The sequence below is a fragment of the uncultured Hymenobacter sp. genome, from assembly GCF_964242765.1.
Classification (GTDB): domain Bacteria; phylum Bacteroidota; class Bacteroidia; order Cytophagales; family Hymenobacteraceae; genus Hymenobacter.
Genome location: NZ_CAXTBM010000032.1, coordinates 30,009 through 50,581, shown reverse-complemented (window position 1 = coordinate 50,581; position 20,573 = coordinate 30,009). Strand labels below are relative to the sequence as shown.

Sequence of the window (20,573 nt, the reverse complement as noted above, 5' to 3'; positions counted from 1 at the left end):
CAATTCGAGATACCAGTATAAATGAGGACTGCTCATCCTACGCCCAGCGCTTAGCAGAGGCGGTGTATGGCATAGTGGCGCTGTGGCGCTTGGTTAAAGCAGCAAAGGAAGATAACGCGTTTCACTTCGCTAGCCCCTCTCGGTGTTACTACACCAGACCGATAAGTATTTCGTTTCTGCCCGCGTGCAGATCGTTCTGGTTGCCCTTTCTTAAGCAGCAAGCCGTGTAGTGGATACAGGCAACGCTTACTTGCCTACCACGAACACGATTACCTACCAAAAGGACGAAACAGAAGTGACGTGCTTAGGTGAAGTGGTCCGCTAGGTAACTAATCTGTTTACTGGAACAGGGTAACACAGGCGTTCTTGACACAGGCTGCCTTGCTTAGCAGCGGAATCTTATTTCACTTTTTTATACTCGAGTCCCGGGCCATCACAGGCTTGCCACGTACTCACGAGGGTATCGTTCGCTCGGAAAACTAGGGTTTCCTGTAACGCTTGCGTCGTGCAAGAGCCGATCAGGCTGTTGGCGGCGGCATAGGTGAGGATGGTATATTGGCCATCCGAGAAGTTTCGCACGGAAAACGTGCCGCGGGCCTCGGCGATTTGCTGGCCTTGCTGGCGCGTTTTCGTGAAGGTGCTATCGGCCTGGAAGACATAGGTTTCTTGCCACGGCAGGTCCGCACCCGTTTTAATATAATTCGGAATTTGCCCCGTCAGTTTGACCAGCTGCCACGCTTGAGGGTAAGGGGTGGCCGGTGCCTCTACTAGGTCTTCTTTTTGGCACGAGACCAGTGGGGCCAAGAATAGGAAAAGTAGGCGTGCATTTTTCATCACAAGCAGAAGTTGCGGGTTCAGAGGGAAGAGCCTCAACGTGACGGAAAGGTTGCATGCGCCTGCTCTACTTCCTCGGCTAGGAAGTGGCTGAATAACTGCCCTGGCACTCCACGAGCAGTCACACCCGGCAGTTCTACCCGACGACCGGTTTCGTAGCGCTTATTCGACCACATGTTTGCTTAGTGCGTGCACCAAGGCCTCGTCGCGGGTGATACGCAAGCACTCGGCTCTCACGGCCAGCGCCTCGCTGGAAAGGATACAGCCCAAGCAAATGGCCAGCACTTCCATGCCCTACGTAGCCGACACAGTGCCCGACAGCCGCCAGGCTCCGCCTCCGACATTGGTCGTGAGTGCCCCGGTGACCCAATTGCCCAACTTAGCGACGCGGCAGGCCAAGTGCGCCACCCAGGAGGGCGTCCCGGGCGCAAAGCACCCGAAAGCGCGCCTGCGCAGCAACAAAACCCCTTACAGCCGGTGTGGTTCGTCTTTTTTCAATTAAAAGAGGTCCTAAACGCCAAAGGCGACAAGTTCGTTTTGGCCTTGAACAGCTTGCTGAACGAGGGCACATGCTCGAAGCCCAGCTCGTAGGCAATTTCGCTGACGGTCTGGGTGGTGGTCGATAGTTTTTCCTTGGCTTTGGCAATCAGCCAGGCGTGAATGTGCTGCTGAGTGCTTTGCCCGGTTACGACGCGCAACAGATTACTTAAATACTTGGGCGACAGCTGTAGGCAATCGGCCACGTAGTGCACGGTGGGCAAGCCTCTTTCCTGTAAATTGTCGTTATTGAAATAGTCTTGCAGGAGAGTTTCCACTCGTTCGAGCACTTCATGGTTGGCCTTTTCGCGGGTGAGGAACTGGCGGTGATAAAACCGGTCGGCGTGGTGCAGTAGACTTTCCACATGCGAAACGATAATGGGCTTGCTGAACCGGTCGATAGCGGAAGTATACTCCTGCTCGATGGCGAGAATCAGGTTCAGAATAGTCGCTTCCTCCCGAGCAGAAAGAAACAGGGCCTCCTTGAGCGCGTAATCCCAGAAATCGTAGTGCTGGATGGTTTTGGCCAGCGGCGTATTCCACAGAAAATCAGGGTGAAAGTACACCACCCACCCTGATTTCTCCACTTCCTCGGCCGGGTCGGCCACCGCCATGCTAAACACTTGCTTAGGGGCCATGAAGGACATAATGCCTTCGTTGAAGTCAAATGAATGCTGCCCGTATTGCACGTTCACATTGCGCATGCGCTTGACGGAGATAGAATAAAAATCAAAGACCATACTCGTCGGCTCCTCCCCATACCGGTGCGGCACGGTGCTCACGTCCACCACGCTAAATAGCGGATGCTGAGGCTTGGGGAGCTGCACAAACGCGTGAAACTCGCTGATCGTGGTGAAGCGCCTCATGCCGGCTCGTCGTTTTGGCGAATGGCCAATACCAGTTTTCCCCGCACGTGCCAGGTCTGGCTTTCGCGGTGGGCGTTGGCCACCTGTTCCAGGGGGTAGACTTTACTAACGAAAACCTTTACCTGGCCTGCGTCAATTAGCTGGGCAATTTCCTGTAACCACTCCTGCCGGGGCTGATTGGCCGACAGAACGCCCGTCGCCTGCTGCCGGGCCAGGGCCGCGTGCACCGCCTCGTCGAAGGGAAAATCGGTGTTGACGCTGACGAAGATGCCGCCTTGCTTCAACACAGTCACGGCTTTCACCCGCGCCACATTATCGCGCACGGGCGAGGCTTCCAGCACCACATCCACGTCGCGCACCAACTCCTCCCACGGCTGGCTCCGGTAGTCCAGCACCTCGTCTGCGCCCAGCTGCTTGAGGTAATCCAGGTTGTCAGCCGACGCGGTACCGATGACGTACGCCCCCTTGGCTTTGGCAAACTGCACGGCGAGGCTACCCACCCCTCCCGAAGCGCCCTGAATCAGGATGCGTTGGCCGGGCTGCAAATGGCCGTGCTCGAAGAGGGCCGTCCAGGCCGTAAGGCCAGCCAACGGCACGCCGGCCGCCTCGGTAAAGCCGAGGCTTTGGGGCTTGTGAGCAAACTGGCTGGCTTTGGCCGCGCAGTACTCGGCGTAGCTACCATCGCCGGGGAAGTTGGGTTCGCCGTACACGGCATCGCCTATCTGAAATCCGGTTACTGCGCTGCCCACCTCTGTCACCACGCCGGCCGCATCCCAGCCCAGGATCATGGGCAAGGTCAGATACGCCCGTAACGCGTCGTTGCCGCCTTCCCGCACGACCCAATCGACCGGGTTTACGCCGCTGGCATACACCTGAATAAGGATTTCGTCGGCCGCCGGCACCGGCCGCGCTACCTCTTCTAGTTGCAGAACCTCGGGTCCGCCAAAGGCATGAATTCTTACCGCTTTCATAAGAAATTGTTTTCGGTTGATTAACGAGACAAAGGTCGCCGCTGGCTGAGCTGCCGGTTTAACCAAAACGCCCTTTGTATTAGTCGAAATGACGCCGCGCACGAATTGCTAGCACCCTGTACGGGTAGAGGATTAGTTTCTCTTGCGCCCGGTGCGTCTCGACTTCGTTGATAGCCAACTGATGGGCCAGCGCCAAGTTGGAGGATTTGCCCTATCTGTTTAATAACACCGCAACAAGTAGGATAACGTCTCCGTGGACACCTCTGTGTTCCTCGTTTCTGAGTCCTTTAGTAGAGCAAGCTTCCTCGCTAAAAACGGGCTTCTAGCCTTCCATATACAATTTTGCAACACGGGGCGCCCTTATGCTGAGCCCTTTGGCGTGTACCGCGTCCGCTCCCATTTTACCGGTCTTCAGCAAGTAGCCTCCTTTTCCAATTCGCCCAAGTAGTGGGTGCCGTTGGTTTACTGACGCCTAGCTGCTGCATGAGCGAGGTGGTGACAGTGCCGTGTTGCCCCGTGTAGAGCAGCCTGGGAGTCAGGTCCGTTCGTATGCCTTGCGCGTGCCAGCAACTAGCTAGTTGGTGGCAAAAAAGCCAACCTTGACGCAGGCTCCTGTCATGTACTTTTCGGGGGCCGGGTGGAAGAGCAGCACTGCGGGCAGAGGACTAGGAGGAGCAGAAGGCTACCCAGGGGCCACCGATTCCTTGTTACGGGCAGCTAAGGCCGTGGAGAAATTTGCTTATCTAGGCGGCGTCAACCTCCAATCAGTAGCTGAAGCCATAACCCGCGGGGGTGCGGCCAGCTTGCGAAGTATCGGACGCAGCTTGCAGGAAGCACCGCGCAGTAGGGGCCATCCACCGAAACAGCTAGTTGGGCAGTGGAAGGCCCCGAGCGATAAGCAGAAAGCATTGTCGACTTGTAGCCTTCCGCCCCACTACTGGCTTGGCTGGCGTCTGGCACAAACTTGTGGCGGACGACTAGGTTATGGTCACGGTTTTAGGGGCTGCTCCTCGAAAAGTCAAACATTAACTCTTAACTCACAGGTACAAAAACGGATGAAGTCTACCCTTATTTTCACGACCGCGCTGGCGTCTTTTGCGGTACTGGCGCAGGCCCAAACCGCTACTCCTGGTGCCGCGCCGCGCGTGGCCGCCGACCAGATAGCAACCAAAAAAGGCTCGCTCACGGTGCAGCCCATCACGCACGGTAGCGTGGTGTTAACGTGGAACGGGAAGACTATTTATGTGGACCCCTACGGCGGCGCCGAGTCCTATGCCGGGCTGGCCGCACCCGACGTAATCCTTATCACCGACATTCACGGCGACCATATGGACCTCAAAACGCTGGCCGGCCTCTCTGTGGACAAGGCCCTGGTGGTGGTGCCCAAAGCGGTGGCGGAGAAGCTGCCGGCAGCCTACAAAACCCAAGTACGAATCCTGAACAACGGGCAGCAACTCGACACACTAGGCATGACGGTTTCAGCCATTCCGATGTACAACCTACCCGAAGCGGCCGACGCACCTCATACCAAAGGCCGGGGCAACGGCTACGTGCTGGGCTTAGGTGGCAAAAATGTGTACCTGTCCGGTGATACCGAAGACATTGCCGAAATGCGCGCCCTCAAAGGCATCGATGTGGCTTTCGTGTGCATGAACCTGCCCTACACCATGGACGTGAACCAAGCCGCGCAGGCAGTGTTGGCTTTCAAGCCGGGCATTGTGTACCCCTACCACTACCGGGGCCAAAACGGCCTCAGCGACGTGGACAGCTTCAAGAAAACCGTGAACACAGCCAATAAGAAAATTGACGTTCGGCTACGCAACTGGTATGCGGCGCCCAAGTAAGTTAACTCAATAACCGAGAACGTGCTGCTGAGTATCTAGCGTAGCAGCACGTTCTGGTTTTCCAAAGCTTAGCTGATGAAGTTGTTTATCGAAGCCAAGTTTAAAGCAATTAGTTGGGAGCTAGAGCAATTGCTGGACTCAATGGCCGCAGTAGGCCGAGCGCACGCTCACCCTGCTTGCTGGAAACGAGGAATTCTCTCGACAGGGAGCTTGCCACTGGCCCAAGCCGGCACCGCTGCGGCTGCTTGAAGGTCGCCTTTATGAAGCGCGCTGCGTCCGTACATGGGCCTGTCGCGAAAACCCAGTATTAGCTCGGCAGTACCTGAGCAACTTAGCGTTGAGCTTTGCCGAACTAGAAGAGCTGCTGCCCGCCCAGGATTTTGTCTGCGTGCACCGATCCTTTCTGGTCACTCTTGACAGAGTGACCACATCGAGAAAAACAGGATTTAGGTTGCAGACCAACTCATACCCATCAGTGACACCTACATAGAGGCTTTTTATAGGATGCTGAAGGGATTTCAATAGGGCGAGATTGTTAAAAGCGACCTGTTGATGATAAAAGGTACCGTCAGAGGGTCTAATAAAGTGCGACAGAAAAGGGCATTAGTTCCCTCTGCAACCCGGCTACGGTCTAGCTGCTGGCTTGCTGTTGCTGATGGACACAATTGGGTCTTGCTAAATCATCTTTTCCTTGGTTGTGATGGCAGCAAAAACACACTTTTCTCTAAGGTTAACTAACTCATTTAAGCGAGAGGTATACTCTGGTTGTGTCTACTTTAAAAGTTTTATTCAATACGGCGAAAGAGGTTTTTTATAGCCCCTACAGGGTAATTTATGAATGCAATCGATTGACATGTTTGTAATAATTAATGTGTTTTATAGAAAAAATATCAGCTTAGTTATTGCCTTACTGTGATTATACTCTTTATTAGCTGTATTCATTGAAAAAATGTTAATCATTCATCTAAACATGCATGGGAGAACACCACCTTTATTTCCACTCAGAATGCCCACACCGGCGAAACACGATTTATAGGCATCAGTGCAGACTATTACTGGTAAAGTAATAGGCTTAGAGGGTTTAGTGCTACCAAGAGTAGCAGTCATTGTCGAAGGCGGTATTTAAGGAGCTTCTGCCAATGCAGAAGGCAGTTGTTCTCTTTCTGTTCCCGCTAATGTGAATACGTTAACCTATCGTCGGTCCCGATAGATGGAAAACGGCTGTTGGAGAGCAATCAGTTAGTGCTGTAGTTCCTGCCTTACTCTACCTCTTTGCTTTTGGGAGTGCTTGCAGCCTTTCCGAAGCACTCTTGGGGTAGCTAGCGCATGATGCTCCAACTGCTCGAAAAGGACCTTTGGTGCTTGGAAACAGCAGTAAAAGCAGCAAGTAGGAGAGGTCCCCAAAAACGGTAGCGTAAACAAAACCTCGTTCACTCACCAACTCACAATCCATATGAAGCAAGCTTTACTTTCCAGCTTTGTTTTGATGTCGGCCTTTTCAACGCAGGCATGGGCACAAAGCAAGGCTATAACCGGACGCGTGACGGATGCCCTCACCGGCGAGGGTATGCCGGGCGTGACCGTCCATCTTAAAGAGACGTCCACGGCGGCGCCAACCGATGAGAAGGGCAATTACAGCATAACCGTGCCGGCCAGCGGGGGGACGCTGGTGTTCACCTTTATCGGCTACACCAACAAGGAAGTGGTCATCGGCAGCCAATCCACGCTCAATGTGAGCTTGGCTAGCGACGCCAAGAGCCTGAGCGAAGTAGTGGTGGTTGCCTACGGGACGGCAGACCCGGCGACGTTCACCGGTTCCGTGGCGCAGATTGGGGCCGAGAAACTATCGCAACGGCCCGTAACCACCATTACCAGCGCCATTGCCGGCCAAGCCCCCGGGGTGCAGGTTTCGGGGGGCTCCGGGCAGCCGGGCTCCGGCCCGGATATCCGCATCCGGGGGTTCAGCTCGGTGAACTACGCCAACGACCCCCTGTACGTAGTGGACGGGGTACCCTATACGGCCGGTTTGTCGAACCTGAACACGGAAGACATAGCGAGCATCTCGATTCTGAAAGATGCCGCCTCTACGGCCCTGTACGGTTCCCGGGCCACCAACGGGGTGGTGATGATCACTACCAAGAAAGGCAAGAAAGACCGGGTGCAAGTTAATTTAAGGGCGTTGCAGGGCGTTTCCTCACGAGCCGTTCCCGAGTATGAGCGCGTAAACGCCTACGAGTACTACCCGCTGATGTGGGAAGCCTACCGGAATAGCTTGGTTAGCAACACCGTTACCAACGCGCAGGCCAGCCAACGGGCAACCGCCGATATCAAGGGCTTGCTGGGCTACAACCCGTTCAATGTGCCCAACAACCAGATTGTTTCGCCGGATGGGACGCTCAATCCCGAAGCGCAGCTGCTGTGGGGCGATGACCTAGATTGGGAGAAGGCATTGACCAGGGACGGCTCCCGCTCCGATTACACTGTGAGCTTCAATGGCGGGTCCGAGAAAAGCGACTACTACGTCTCGTTGGGCTACCTGAACGAGAAAGGGTACTTGACCAGATCGGACTTCGAGCGTTTCTCGGGCCGGATGAACGTCAACACCAACCTAACCAAGTGGTTTAAGGCCGGGGTGAACATGAACTACACCCTGTCCAACTCCAATCAGGCGAGCACGGGCAGTTCCACGGGCTTTGTGAATCCTTTTTTCTTTAGCCGCGGCGTCGGGCCGATCTATCCCATCTACCAGCATGACCCGACCACGGGGGAATATGTGCTGGACGCGAATGGGCAGAAAGTATACGATTTGGGGGGCTCTTCGCCGACCATGACTCGCCCGGTGTACCCGGGCCGGCACATCGTGGCTGAAACCGAATTCAATGACTTTCTCTTCCGGCGCAATGTGCTAGGGGGCAGAGCTTACGGGGAAATCACTTTCTTGAAGGACTTCAAGTTGACGGCCAACTTTGCCGCGGATATCACCAACTACGAAGAACAGACCTACGAAAATACCCTGGTGGGCGACGGCGCCCCGGCGGGTAGAGCCGGCCGGGTGCTCTATAACCTAACGAGCATCACGGCCAACCAACTGCTTAACTACAGCAAGACGCTAGCCGAGGTGCACACGGTGGATTTTTTGCTGGGTCACGAGAACTACAGCCGCAACCGTGACTACCTGAGTGGTTCCAAGTCCGGGGAGGTGGTCGCCGACAACACCGAGCTACAGAACTTTGGCACCACCAATAGTTTCAACACGTACCTGCAAGAGCATAAGATCGAGTCCTATTTTGGCCGGGCGAACTATACGTTCAACGACAAATACACCCTTACCGGGTCGTACCGGCGGGACGGTTCCTCTCGGTTTTACGAGGACGTGCGCTGGGGTAGCTTCTGGTCGGTGGGGGCCTCCTGGCGCCTAGACAAGGAAACCTTTTTCACCAAACCCACCTGGGTTGACATGGTCAAGCTTCGCTCGTCTTATGGGCAAGTGGGGAATGAGAATCTCGAGAATTTGGATGGCAATAATTATTACGCCTGGCAGGCATTATACACCCTGGGCCAGAACAACGCCGCCGAGCCGGGCTTCTCGCAAGCAACCTTGGGAAACAGAGGGCTGATTTGGGAGAAGAACAACAGCTTTGATGCGGGAATCGAATTCGCGCTGTTTGACAACCGACTGATCGGCTCGGCTGAGTATTTCAAGCGGACATCCGAGGACCTGTTGTTCGAAGTTCAGTTGCCGCTCTCCAGTGGGGTGGCTAACCGGATAGAGAATATCGGGGCGATGTACAACCAGGGCATCGAGCTTAGACTGGCCGGGGACGTTATCAAAACCAGTGCGTTCACCTGGAACTTGGATGTAAACTGGACCACCTTCAAAAACGAGATAACCCGGCTGCCGTACGCCGAGCTGGTGTCCGACACCAAGAAGCTGAAAGTCGGGGAGGATCTGCAGGCTTTCTGGCTCCGGGAGTACAACGGGGTTGATCCGGAAAACGGCAATGCCCTCTACCGCGCCATCACGTACAACGAGGCCAACAGTAAGATCGTTGGCTCCGACACCCTAACGTGGAATGCCAACAACGCGCGGTACCACTACGCCGGTTCGGCAATTCCCAAGTTCTCCGGCGGCTTCACCAATACCTTCACTTACAAGGACTTCACGTTGTCGGCTCTGGTTACCTACTCGGTGGGGGGCAAGTTCTACGACGGCCAGTACGCCACGCTGATGAACCACGGCACCTACGGCGGCGCCATGCACGAGGACATGCTGAATCGGTGGCAGAACCCCGGCGATATCACCAATGTCCCTCGCCTGCAAGTGGGCAACACGGCCAACCTGGCCGCGGCTTCCGACCGCTGGTTAGTGGATGCTTCCTATCTGAACTTCCGGTCGGTGAGCTTGGGCTACAACATCCCGGCTAGCCTAAGCACCAAGCTCAAGCTGCGCAACGTGAACTTCTTCGCTACCGGGGAGAACCTGGCGCTGATTTCCAAACGCAAAGGCATGAACGTGGCGCAAACCTTTTCCGGCACCACGTCGGCGGTGTACGTGCCCTCCCGGGTGCTTTCGCTAGGAGTGAATCTTTCTTTGTAGTAACCGATTTGCAATGAAAAAGACGATATACAGCGCTTTGCTAGCCAGCGCTTTGCTACTTTCCTCCTGTGAGAAGGACTATCTGGACACGACGCCCACCAATGCCGTCACGGAGGGGGATGTTCTTTCTACTACCAAGAACGCCATGGCGGCTTTGAACGGGATCCACCGGATCTTGTACTTACAGCACAACGGGAGCCAGAACCAGGGCGGGGAAGGCTCGATGAAGATCATGATGGATGCCTTGGGAGAGGATTGGGTGCAGACCATAGGAACCAGCTGGTGGGCCGGGGAGCACAACTGGATTGCCCACCGGAATGCGGCCTCGACAACCACGTACAACCACGCCTGGTACTATTTCTACTACCGCATCATCGCCAACGCCAATATTCTCATTAATGGTCTAGGCAACGCCACCGGCCCGGAAGCTGAAAAGCAGATGGTGATCGGCGAGGCTTTGGTGTACCGGGCCTGGGCTCATTTTCAGTTGGTACAAGTATTCGGGGAGCGGTACGTAGCCGGTACAACCAACAGCCAGCTCGGGGTGCCCCTAATGACTACTAGTACCACGGAAGGCCAGCCGCGCGCTACCGTGGAAGAAGTGTATGCCCAGATCAACACGGATTTGGATACGGCCATTGGCATGCTGACGGGCGCTGCCAACCGCCCGGCGAAATCGCACTTCAATGCGGCGGTGGCCAAAGGCATTAAGGCGAGAGTGGCCCTGACCATGCAAAACTGGCCCGTGGCCGCGCGGTTGGCGCAGGAAGCCATTCAGCAGAGCGGCGCTACCCTCATGAGCCGGGCGCAGTACACGAGTGGGTTCAATAGCCTAGAAAACCCGGAGTGGCTGTGGGGCAGCAAAGTGCAGGCTGATCAGACCAACTTTTTCTATTCCTTTTTTGCTTACATGTCGGCCAACTACAGCTCGACCGTTATCCGGCAAAACCCGAAGAAGATCAACTCGGTGCTCTACAACCAAATCCCGGCCACCGATATTCGCAAGGCGCTCTGGGACCCGACCGGCGCCAGTATTCCGGCCCCTCCCACGGGTGTGAAAGCGCCGTACGGGCAGAAGAAGTTTCTGGTGGCCGACCCGAACCTGAGCATCGGGGACGTGCCGCACATGCGCTTAGCCGAGCTGTATTTGATTGTAGCCGAAGCCGAAGCCCGGCAAGGGCTAGCCGCCGCCGCCGGCACGTTGTTCACGCTGGTGAGTGCGCGGGACCCGCAGTACGTACGGTCCACTAGCACGGGACAGCGCCTGCTCGACGAGATTCTGTTCCAGCGCCGGATAGAACTGTGGGGCGAAGGGTTCCGGTTCCTGGACTTGAAGCGCACCAACAGCCCGTTGGACAGAACGGGCAAGAACCATATCACGCAGTGGGCCTGGGTTCTCACCGGGGGCAACTTCCGGGTGGAGGCCGGGGTTAAGGAGTGGCAATTCCTCTTCCCACAGGCCGAACTCAATGTCAACAAAGCCATTATTCAGAACCCGTTATAGAAACTAGATATTTTGTATTGCCAGCTACCCAGCGGATCCTAGCCAGGGGTTTGATACCCTGATTGGTTGAGTACCTGACCAGATCAAGGCAGTAGGATAAAGCAAAACAGAGAAGGGCGTTGCCTTTCTCTGTTTTGCTTCCAAGCATCCGTTGTCGGAATGTCCCGGAGTTCACCAACGGCGGCTGTGAGGTGGTCGGGTAAATCAGGCCAGAATAGGGTCTACTCTTTCCTTTGTCATGAAAGACAGCCCTCAACCCACCAAGCGTCGGCGCTACGATGCCACCTTCCGCACTGAAGCCTTGCGCCTAGCTTATTGAAGCGCACCGCGGACAGTACCCAGTACGCCTGCTCTGTCAGGGAGTACGTGTGCCAGCTAGCGGCTACTATGCTTGGCAACAAGCGCAAAAGCAAGCAGTAGCACCGGGGGAGCCGGCCTGGGAAACGGCGTTGGTGAGGGTCTTTGGCCAACACAAACGACGCTACGGCACCCGTCGGCTACAAGTCGCCTTGCGCGGCAAGGGGTACCGCGTGGGTCGACAACGCCTACGCATGGCCATGCGTCGCCGGAGCTAGTACGCGCTGCAACCCAAGGCCTTCACCCCGCGCACGACGGACTCGACGCATGGGCTGCGCTGTGCGCGTATTAGAATAGGGCCAGCCAGCGCGTGCGGGACTGACACGTACTGGCTACAGTGCCCGAGAAACTGATTACCACCGCGTTGCAGCGCGCTTTTTGGGCCCAGCTGGCTGGCGCAGGCCTATCCACGACTACCAGGCGGTGCGCTCACAGAGCTGCCGCGGCGAATGCTACGATAACGCCCAGGCCGAAAGCTTGTGGTTCCGTCTCAAAACAGAGGTGCTCGAAGTCCGCGAGCGAGCCGTTTTTGCCGACCTGGCCGACGTCCAGGCCAGCGTCGCCGAGTATTTTGAGTACTACAATCACGAGCGGCTGCACTCCAGTATTGACTACTGGATGTCATATCTTGCTCATCAACAGTTTCTTCAACTTAGTGTCCTAAACTGTCCAGTGTGACTAGACCCCCACTGCTGGCTATAAGGACTTTCTTGAGCAGACTAGTGCCCTAACTCTTTGGCACCTACCTGTAGCTACTGACCTAAACCCATCGGTGAGCTTTTCGAACAAGACAAAATCCGGTTACTACATGGGGAGATTCACGAACATTTAATGCCAACTTTATTCATAAATTTATATATAATTTAATTTTTTAAAGGAGATTAAACATCCTGTATTTTGTAGCATGCGTAATGGGTTCAACTCACTAGTGCTATTGATGTGGCAAAGGAAAAGCACATGCCTAAGGTTACCGTTTTATTAGCGACTTATAACGGAGCAGAATTTGTCGGTGAGCAAATTGAAAGCATCCTTAGGCAAACCTATACCAATTGGCAACTGCTGATCCGGGATGATAGCTCTTCTGATGAGACCGCCCTAATACTAGCTAAGTATCAGGCGCTGTTTCCTGATTGCGTTGTAGTGGTTGATAATTATGGGCGCAGATTGGGTAGCGCTCTTAATTTCAACTGCTTATTACAGCACGCAAAGAAGGAAAGATATCTCATGTTTTGTGACCAAGATGATTTTTGGATTTCCGATAAAATAGAATTTACCTTACGGCAAATGCTTGCCCTAGAAAAAAAGCACGGAGAATCGTACCCGCTACTAGTGCACACCGGCTTTCGTTACGTGGACGCTGGCTTGCGCATTATTTATTCGAAAAATAACTTTAACGCCTTAAAACTGACGAATCTTAAGTTATCCCATTTACTAGCCCAAAACCCCGTGTATGGTTGTACAGCCATGATAAACAGAGCCTTATCTGAAATCGTGGATGCTGTGCCCGCCGTTGCCGAGAGCCATGACTACTGGATTGCCCTGGTTGCCAGTGCCTTCGGGGAAATTAGCTACTTAAACGAGAAAACTGTTTTGTACCGCCAGCACGGAAATAATATTTCGGGTAGTTTCAAAGACAGCACGTTTATGAATCGTTTTAAAAGAATAGTTATCGAAAGGAAAATGCTCCAGGACCTAACTCGGAAAATTTCCATGGCGAAAGAGTTTAGCTATACTTACGCTGACCGGTTAGATGATCAACAAAAATTACTAATTGATAACTTTATTAAGTTATCTAAAAATAAAAGTCTGCTGTTATTCTATCGAAACGCGAGGAGCGGTGTTCGCAAGCAGACATTAGGTCAAACATCCCTTCTATATATTAGTATGCTATTATTTAGAGATCCTAAAACAATTTGAGTGTAATTGAGCTAACCTGCTTAACAGACTTTCCTGATTTTTGGATAGTCAAGCTGAAAAGTAACATAATTAATTTCTTATCAATATTCACTGACGAGCTTAGCAATACTCATACGTTAATCTAAATAGTGTGTTCGTTGTTATTAGTGAGTTACAGCATATAAACAAGATAAAACTTAACTATTAAGAGAGGGTACAATATTGAATCTTATTGAGGTCCATTTGGATGATGGGCAGGTGTTTTTATCATTTTCCAATATTGATTGGTACTTTAGCTACTCGCTAACTGTTTTCTACTGCTTTGATCTATGTTACCCATTCGTATCTGCCGCCGCTTGAGGAATACGTTTCCTATCTAACTGGCATCTGGGAACGGAACCGGCTCACGAACAACGGCCCGTTGCTGCTTGAATTGGAAGACCAGCTAAGCGCTTATCTAGATGGTTCTTATGTGCAGTTCACTTCCAATGGCACTATCGCGCTGCAACTAGCTATCCAAGCGTTAAACTTAACCGGGGAGATTGTCACCACCCCTTTTTCGTACGTAGCCACCACCTCGGTTATCCTCTGGGAAAATTGTAAGCCCGTCTTTGTTGATATCGAGGAGAATACGTTTTGCTTGGATGCCAATAAAATTGAGGCCGCCATCACGCCGCGCACTTGTGCCATTCTCGCCACCCACGTCTATGGCTACCCCTGTGACGTCGTTAAGATCGAAGAAATTGCCCAACGCCATCAATTGAAGGTTATCTACGATGGTGCGCACGCCTTTGGTACCAAAGTGGCAGGCCGCTCACTACTCAACTACGGTGACCTGACAGCGTGCAGCTTTCACGCCACCAAGCTGTTTCATACCGGCGAGGGTGGGGCCCTGATTGCGCACACCGTTGAGATGTCCAAGAAAATCGGGTTGCTTAAATCGTTCGGCCACTTTGGCGACAACCACATGCTACTCGGCATCAACGGCAAAAACTCGGAGTTTCATGCCGCGCTTGGCCTATGTATGTTACCGCGGGTCGCTGAACTCATTGCTACCCGCGCCCAACTCTATCAGCTCTACCACCACGAACTCGCCGGCTTAGCGCTGCGCTATCCCGTTATGCCCGCCGGGATAGAGTACAACTACGCCTATTTTCCCGTTGTATTCGAGAGCGAGGCGCAGCTTCTTGACATCAAGCAATTGCTGGCGGAAAATGAGATTGATGCCCGCCGCTATTTTTTCCCTTCCCTCAACCAACTGCCGTACGCGCCGGGCGAAAGTTGCCCGATATCGGAGGATATTGCCGTTCGCGTGCTTTGCCTGCCCTTCTACCCGCAATTGCCGCCGGTGCAAGTCCGCCGCATAGCAGGCTTGGTCCGGGCTGGAATGACCAGAAAACAGCCGGTTGCTCCCTGTACGGCCTAGCCCATTACCGACTTAAAGGATGGCAGTAGTGCGGCTTTCCCCCTTGCAGTTTCCGACTCGGGAAGAGCCTCTTTGGGGGCAGGCAGCCAACTTTATCTTTAATCACCCAGTATCCTCTGTTTAGGCAATGCTCACCGATCAACTCCAGCACCCGGTTTCGGAAGGGGTACTATCCAATGGGTACCGCAAAATCCGGAAAGCCTACGCCAAACAAATTGACGGCACCGGCTTAGCCTTGTTCCGCATTGTGTTCAGCACCGTGCTGCTGGCCGAAGTCGTGAATCTGTTCTATTTCAAGGAGCTGATTTTCGATGCCGTGCCGTTTATCGAGCCCTCGGAGATGAGCTTTGCAGGGCCCCTAGTCTTGTGGATGGTTGCAGTGGTGCTGCTGATATTGGGCTTGTTTACCCGCGCCGCCGCCATTGCCAACTACGTGTTCATCCTGCTCTTCTTCTCGTCGGTGCGCACCTACGTCTACATGATGACACCGGTCTACGTGAGCATCAGTTTCCTGTTCCTGTTCCTACCCATTGGGCAGTGCCTGTCGTTGGATCGGGTTTGGCGAACGGTGCGCGCTTCGAGCACAGGCAGTTTCTCCCCGCCGCCCTGCACTGTCAGCCAACTCGCTTACTACGTGCCCGTTATCGTGGGTATTGCCTTCGTTTACTTCGATTCTACCCTCTACAAGCTTACAGCACCCTTATGGCTGAAGGGGCTCGGGATGTGGAAACCGATGTCCTCCCCATTTGAAATGGGGTCCAATGGCACGTTTATTTTAAATCAGGAGGTACTGGTTAAGTTTCTGGGCTACCTGACCTTGGTGTTCGAGTTCTTTTTCCTGTTTCTGTTTCCCTTCCGCAAGTTTCGGGCGGGGCTGATGGTCATTGGCGTGGGGCTGCACGTGGGGGTGTTGCTGTTTTTCAACCTGCCCTTCTTTGCCCTCGGGTTCGGCTCCATCTACCTGCTCATGGTGCCGGTTTCGTACTGGCGCCGCTGGTTTAAGGCGCGGCCAGACCGGGGCCTGGCGGCCTGGCTACTACGCCGCCCCTGGCTGCGCCGTTTGATCGAAGCTATTTCCCGCCGACCTGCCCCAGCCGGCACTGAGTCCGCTGACACGTACAGGGTAGATACCAACCAGGCCGCGACCGACCAAGAACATGCCAAACTGAGTCATTCCCTGCGTGAATGGAAGCTGGCTGGTATCACGGCAGGTCTGGCGACGCTGACGCTGCTACAGGGCGCTGTGTCGTACAATTCCACTCTCGTTCAGTTGCTGCGCGAAAAATCTGGCTTAGACAATACGCTGGTCGGCCAGGGGCTGGCGCGTCTCACCCTGGCCTCCACTGTGCCTTCGCGCAAGTTTTTGGGCATCACCAATCATCCCATTGCGCTCGACGAGCATTTTGCGGGCTACACGCGCATCGTGGCCGTTACCTACGTGGGGCCCGACGGCGTCGAGCAGTTTCTGCCTATTATTCGGGCCGACGGGCAGCCTGGGGCTTACCTCTACGGCGTGTTGTGGTTGAAATGGACCTATGACATCGTAACAAAGAAAATCGACCAACCCCGCCTGGAAAAAGGCATTCGCAACTTCACGGCTTTCTGGGCCACCAAAAACCATGTGGATTTAAACCATTGCCAGTTCAAGGTGAAAGTCAAGAAGATCAGAGAAGCTACGGAGTGGCAGCCCAACTTTTTGGAAGAGCAACGAGCCGCCCCGTGGATTGAAGCGGGCGTGGTCACGTGGGAAAATCAGCAGTTCACCGCTCAGCTCACTGATATACCAGCTTTGTAATTCGTATGAGCTTGCCAACGGTAGTTGGGGGCAAAGAGCACCGCTCCTATGTAGTAGCTGAGGCAGTGATTTTGCACTAAGATTCAAGAGCTAAAACTAAAAAAGATTGTATGCTAATCGTCGGCGCTAAAGGGTTTGCGAAAGAAGTGTTCGAGCTGATCTACTCCACCGATCAGCAGGCCCGCTTGGCCTTCTTCGACAACGTATCGACCGATTTGCCGCCGCAGCTCTACGAGCGGCACGCGGTGCTACAGACCGAGGAAGAAGCCCGGCAGTGGCTAAGCCAACCCGATAAGCGGTTTGTGCTCGGGGTGGGCAACCCGAAAGTGCGGCGGCTGCTGGCCGCCAAATTGCGCAGTTACGGCGGCGTGTTAACGTCCATCATCTCCCCCAAAACTTCTATTGGTGCATTCGGAATCGAAATTGGGGACGGGTGCACGATTATGGAAGGCTGTATTCTAACCACCGACATCCGGGTGGGGGAGGGCGTGCTGATGAACGTGTGCTGCACCATCGGCCACGACAGTGTGATTGGTGACTACTGCGAACTAATGCCGGGCACCCGGATTTCGGGACACGTGGAAATCGGTGAGAACTGCGCCATCGGTACCAACGCCATTCTCTTACCCGGCGTGAAAATTGGCACCAACACCGTCATTGGTGCCGGCAGTGTGGTCACGAAAGACGTAGAGGCCAACGTGGTAGCGGTAGGTACCCCAGCCAAAGTAATCAAGCGCCTGGAAAGCGTTTCCTAGCCGTAATTGTAGCCAGCAGATGCAGAACACCCAGCAACCGGAGTCAAGTTTCGCGGTACGGGTAAAGCAGCGGGCCGCTAAGTTCCTGCGGCAGCCTCTGCGCACAGCCGCTATTGTGGCGCTTCAGCCCTATTTTCAATTGATTCAGCGCCGGCGATTACACGCCGTGCCCAACGACGCCCCGCAAGTGGTGGTTATGCTCGTGCCCGGCACGGATTCAATCAGTGGGGGAATCTTATCTATTTACGCTTTTTACTGCGCGACTCGCGCCTTGTTGGGCACTGGAGCGAACGTGCTGCTAGGTACGTACCCTAATAAACTGACATCCCTGCGCTACCGCTGGTTCCACAACGACGGCCAGTTGATTCAATTCAATCTTATTCTGGATACCTTCCGGCCGCAGCAATCGGTGTGTTTGCACCTGCTCGAATATTACGTGCCGTATTTTCTGCGGGAATTAACGGCCGAGCAAGTCAGGAAGTTGCAAGCGCTAAAAGACTTGCACATCAACGTGATGAACCAAAACATCCAACTGATGCCGGCACCGGAAGTAATCGGGCAGTTGCGGCAGCTAACGCCCCACCTGACCATTACGACGGCTCACAGCAGCTACACGACGCCGGCCTTGCGGCAACTCTACGATGCTCCCACGCACTTGCTCAGCGCCTGGTTCGAGCAGCAGGAAATCGAAACAGTACCTTACCGCGGCAAGGAAAATATTATGATGGTATCCCCGGACGCACATCCAGACAAAGTGAAAATCCTGGCCCGAATTCGCCAAGCATTTCCCGCGCTCCAGCTGATCGTCATCCAAAACATGAAGTATGATGACTTCAAGGTGCTGGAAGCCAAAGCCAAATGGTCGATTTCCTTTGGCGAAGGATTTGACGGCTACACCATTTTTCCCGTGCTCAAAGGCGGCGTCTCGTTCACGGTCTACAACGAGGACTTCTTTCTGCCCAAGTACCAAGCCGTTCCCACGTTCTATGCCTCCTACGAGGCCTTGTACGAAAACATAGTGGCGGACATGCAGTGGCTCGATCAGGCCCCGGCTTACGAAGCGTACAACAGTGAAGTAGCGGCCCTCTGCCGGCCGGATCATAGCTACGAGAAGTACTTGCAGCGGGTCGAGGCTTTTTATCGCCAAGAGTACACGCTGCCTTAAGCCAAGCGTGTGGCTGAACGTACGGTCAGGCAAGCGCAGAACTTTGCAAGGCCTGGTGCGCGCTTTCTCGCGGATGATCTTACTGCTCTTGAGGAAAGGGTTTTGTTGCCAGACTAAGAGATTTACTACCTGCCAGAGCCAGCATGAAACCCAGATGGATTTACAGCGAATGCAAGATTTATGTGTGCAACTTTATTATTTCTTACGTCCCCATCCACTGTATACGACTGTTCTATTACCGGTTCGTAATGAGTTATACGATAGGGAAAGGAAGCCGCATTAGCATGGGGTGTAAATTCAACGGCTCGGGCTTGTTAAGCATTGGAGAAAATACCATCGTCAACGAGTGCTGCCGCCTTGACAACCGCGCCAGCATCATGATTGGCAGCAACGTTACTATTTCAGCGGAAGTAAAGCTGTTGACGGCCGATCACGACATGAATCACCCGCAGTGTAAAGGCCGGGAGCGAGGTATTGTAATCGAAGACTTTGTTTTGGTTGGCCCTGATGCTATGGTGTTAGGAGGCGCGCAGCTGAGAAGAGGATCGGTGTTGGGCGCCAACTCGCTGCTAACTAAATCAACTGAAGCTTTCGGGATTTATGGGGGCCTGCCAGCGGTATACCAAAATCACCGCCAATTTAATAGCTAGCCTAGCGAATGCTAAACGGAGTTAGTGGCTCATACAACCTGTTCGAGCCACTAATTAAGCCGAGGTGGGGAGCAATAAGTTTCTGAAAGACCAATCCGGCCGGGAGTCCTCACCATCACTGTTTCTGAAACCTATGCACCAGCTAATATTTTCTGACGCTGTATGGGCAGCAGGATTCAGGGGAGGTAGCCAGGAACTGCTGCTGTTTGCCAATAGATATGTATCCACGTTGCGCTCTATCCCAGCCGTGGGCAGCAACTAAGTGATGTTGCAGCCAGCAATAGGGGGCGATTTACAAGACACTCCCCAGCCGTGCGGCATCACCGAGTTATGCTAGAGAAGCATGGGGTCAAGTAGGGGCAAGCACTGAGGCGCCGTAAGGTCATCTTTTTCCCATTGTGTCCGCGGCTTGGTTGAACGCTAGCTGGCTCTGTAGCAGGGAGTAGTTTAGGTTATGTATACGGGTTGAGATAGACTACTGCTAAGCTGGCCTAAGGCTAGTTCCGGTGGTTAGGCCGGGTGCAAGTACTCGTAGAGCTGGGCCGCGGCCGCTTCGAGCAGGGGTAGGTTCATGGCCAGCGCCTGGCACAGTTCTAGGTCGTAGTGACAGAGGGTGCCGTAGACACCGCCCTGCCGGTCACGTACTAGCACCCCGCAGTAAGAAACCACCAACGTATTTACCTGCTGCGCCCGCGGATCTAGAGTGGCATCAAGGATCTGCAGTGGCTCTTCCTGCCGTCCCACCAACGAGCAGAACGCCTCGGCCAGTGGCACGTCCTGGCCTTGTTGCACGTGCGCGTCGTAGCGGTCAAAGAGCACGAGGTTGCGCGAATGTTGCCCGTCAAAGCGGAACACGCCCGTGTAGCGGTGAGGCGTGCGGCTATTCAAGTGACCCAAGGCCGCATGCACGCCCTGCTCGCGCAGTATCTGCGTAAAGGCCGTAAGGTCAGGCAAGGCCCGCAGTTGCTCACTCGTACCCGGTGGTGTCACCAAAGGAATGGAAAAGAGGAAGCAGGAGGTGAATTCGCGCCAACACTCGTTGCCGTCCACTTATTCCTGCTGTACTGGATTGTTAACGTGGGTGTTAACGACTAGACTAAGAAGAAGTTGCCTGACAAGAGCACTTTCGGGGAGTGCCCGGAATAGGTTGTTTAGTCGTCAGGCAACCCCAGGTGTCGGCTACCTGATCAAGTCCCTGATACGGGAGAAAGGCAGCTAAATCCTGAAAAAACGTATCTAACCAAGCATCGTGCAGACCATCAGCCGTCCAGCTGGATTGCTTATATCCATTACTATTCCATCCCCTCGCCAGAGAAGAATTGCTTGTCGCTGTCTGAAAAAGGTTCTAGGTCAGCATCATGATGAAATTTGCCGTT

General features: G+C 54.0%; 16 protein-coding genes. 12 read left to right on the top strand and 4 right to left on the bottom strand.

What is annotated here, in order from left to right; translation table 11 throughout:
- Positions 1-399: 399 nt before the first annotated feature.
- Positions 400-834 carry a hypothetical protein gene (locus ACFE7X_RS14500; RefSeq protein WP_375436394.1) on the bottom strand — a complete coding sequence of 145 codons (435 nt, stop codon included), beginning with the start codon at positions 832-834 and terminating at the stop codon, positions 400-402.
- Between the two features lie 178 nt (positions 835-1,012).
- On the opposite strand from ACFE7X_RS14500, the gene ACFE7X_RS14495 reads away from it, so the two are divergent.
- Positions 1,013-1,336 carry a hypothetical protein gene (locus ACFE7X_RS14495; protein ID WP_375436393.1) on the top strand — a complete coding sequence of 108 codons (324 nt, stop codon included), beginning with the start codon at positions 1,013-1,015 and terminating at the stop codon, positions 1,334-1,336.
- Here the strand turns inward: ACFE7X_RS14495 and ACFE7X_RS14490 are convergent.
- Both ACFE7X_RS14490 and ACFE7X_RS14485 read right to left on the bottom strand, forming a co-directional pair.
- On the bottom strand, positions 1,329-2,237 hold the full coding sequence (locus ACFE7X_RS14490) for a helix-turn-helix domain-containing protein (protein WP_375436392.1): 909 nt from the start codon (positions 2,235-2,237) through the stop codon (positions 1,329-1,331). The two genes, ACFE7X_RS14495 and ACFE7X_RS14490, sit on opposite strands and share 8 nt — an antisense overlap.
- The gene (locus ACFE7X_RS14485) at positions 2,234-3,208 is read right to left on the bottom strand and encodes an NADP-dependent oxidoreductase (protein WP_375436391.1); all 975 of its coding nucleotides are present in this window, start codon (positions 3,206-3,208) and stop codon (positions 2,234-2,236) included. The genes ACFE7X_RS14490 and ACFE7X_RS14485 overlap by 4 nt, the downstream gene beginning before the upstream one ends.
- 1,055 nt (positions 3,209-4,263) lie before the next feature.
- On the opposite strand from ACFE7X_RS14485, the gene ACFE7X_RS14480 reads away from it, so the two are divergent.
- From ACFE7X_RS14480 to ACFE7X_RS14430, 11 genes are all read left to right on the top strand, one after another.
- On the top strand, positions 4,264-5,052 hold the full coding sequence (locus ACFE7X_RS14480; protein ID WP_375436390.1) for an MBL fold metallo-hydrolase: 789 nt from the start codon (positions 4,264-4,266) through the stop codon (positions 5,050-5,052).
- 337 nt (positions 5,053-5,389) lie between these two features.
- Complete coding sequence (locus ACFE7X_RS14475) at positions 5,390-5,542, top strand: LytTR family transcriptional regulator DNA-binding domain-containing protein (protein ID WP_375436389.1); 153 nt, start codon at positions 5,390-5,392, stop codon at positions 5,540-5,542.
- A 963-nt stretch (positions 5,543-6,505) separates the two neighbouring features.
- Positions 6,506-9,649, top strand: a complete 3,144-nt coding sequence (locus ACFE7X_RS14470; RefSeq protein ID WP_375436388.1) for a SusC/RagA family TonB-linked outer membrane protein — start codon at positions 6,506-6,508, stop codon at positions 9,647-9,649.
- A gap of 13 nt (positions 9,650-9,662) precedes the next feature.
- Positions 9,663-11,153, top strand: coding sequence for a RagB/SusD family nutrient uptake outer membrane protein (locus ACFE7X_RS14465; protein WP_375436387.1), 1,491 nt, complete (start codon positions 9,663-9,665; stop codon positions 11,151-11,153).
- Positions 11,154-11,933: 780 nt separating this feature from the next.
- Complete coding sequence (locus ACFE7X_RS14460) at positions 11,934-12,188, top strand: integrase core domain-containing protein (protein ID WP_375436386.1); 255 nt, start codon at positions 11,934-11,936, stop codon at positions 12,186-12,188.
- Between the two features lie 261 nt (positions 12,189-12,449).
- Positions 12,450-13,427, top strand: a complete 978-nt coding sequence (locus tag ACFE7X_RS14455) for a glycosyltransferase family 2 protein (protein WP_375436385.1) — start codon at positions 12,450-12,452, stop codon at positions 13,425-13,427.
- Positions 13,428-13,728: 301 nt separating this feature from the next.
- Positions 13,729-14,832 (top strand): DegT/DnrJ/EryC1/StrS family aminotransferase, encoded by a 1,104-nt coding sequence (locus ACFE7X_RS14450; RefSeq protein ID WP_375436384.1) that lies wholly within the window; start codon positions 13,729-13,731, stop codon positions 14,830-14,832.
- Positions 14,833-14,959: 127 nt separating this feature from the next.
- Positions 14,960-16,627, top strand: a complete 1,668-nt coding sequence (locus ACFE7X_RS14445; RefSeq protein WP_375436383.1) for a hypothetical protein — start codon at positions 14,960-14,962, stop codon at positions 16,625-16,627.
- A 110-nt stretch (positions 16,628-16,737) separates the two neighbouring features.
- Entirely contained in the window at positions 16,738-17,382 is a 645-nt protein-coding gene (locus ACFE7X_RS14440) for an acetyltransferase (RefSeq protein WP_375436382.1), read from the top strand.
- Positions 17,383-17,401: 19 nt separating this feature from the next.
- Positions 17,402-18,547 carry a hypothetical protein gene (locus tag ACFE7X_RS14435; RefSeq protein WP_375436381.1) on the top strand — a complete coding sequence of 382 codons (1,146 nt, stop codon included), beginning with the start codon at positions 17,402-17,404 and terminating at the stop codon, positions 18,545-18,547.
- A 248-nt stretch (positions 18,548-18,795) separates the two neighbouring features.
- Positions 18,796-19,197 (top strand): acyltransferase, encoded by a 402-nt coding sequence (locus ACFE7X_RS14430; RefSeq protein ID WP_375436380.1) that lies wholly within the window; start codon positions 18,796-18,798, stop codon positions 19,195-19,197.
- Positions 19,198-19,707: 510 nt separating this feature from the next.
- Here the strand turns inward: ACFE7X_RS14430 and ACFE7X_RS14425 are convergent.
- On the bottom strand, positions 19,708-20,190 hold the full coding sequence (locus tag ACFE7X_RS14425) for a hypothetical protein (protein WP_375436379.1): 483 nt from the start codon (positions 20,188-20,190) through the stop codon (positions 19,708-19,710).
- Positions 20,191-20,573: the final 383 nt, after the last annotated feature.

Bases quoted from the DNA above. Each gene is read 5' to 3' on its own strand.
- ACFE7X_RS14470 (WP_375436388.1), top strand. From the start codon at position 6,506: ATGAAGCAAGCTTTACTTTCCAGCTTTGTTTTGATGTCGGCCTTTTCA.
- ACFE7X_RS14485 (WP_375436391.1), bottom strand. From the start codon at position 3,208: ATGAAAGCGGTAAGAATTCATGCCTTTGGCGGACCCGAGGTTCTGCAA.
- ACFE7X_RS14435 (WP_375436381.1), top strand. From the start codon at position 17,402: ATGCAGAACACCCAGCAACCGGAGTCAAGTTTCGCGGTACGGGTAAAG.
- ACFE7X_RS14500 (WP_375436394.1), bottom strand. From the start codon at position 834: ATGAAAAATGCACGCCTACTTTTCCTATTCTTGGCCCCACTGGTCTCG.
- ACFE7X_RS14430 (WP_375436380.1), top strand. From the start codon at position 18,796: ATGAGTTATACGATAGGGAAAGGAAGCCGCATTAGCATGGGGTGTAAA.
- ACFE7X_RS14445 (WP_375436383.1), top strand. From the start codon at position 14,960: ATGCTCACCGATCAACTCCAGCACCCGGTTTCGGAAGGGGTACTATCC.
- ACFE7X_RS14480 (WP_375436390.1), top strand. From the start codon at position 4,264: ATGAAGTCTACCCTTATTTTCACGACCGCGCTGGCGTCTTTTGCGGTA.
- ACFE7X_RS14465 (WP_375436387.1), top strand. From the start codon at position 9,663: ATGAAAAAGACGATATACAGCGCTTTGCTAGCCAGCGCTTTGCTACTT.
- ACFE7X_RS14440 (WP_375436382.1), top strand. From the start codon at position 16,738: ATGCTAATCGTCGGCGCTAAAGGGTTTGCGAAAGAAGTGTTCGAGCTG.
- ACFE7X_RS14490 (WP_375436392.1), bottom strand. From the start codon at position 2,237: ATGAGGCGCTTCACCACGATCAGCGAGTTTCACGCGTTTGTGCAGCTC.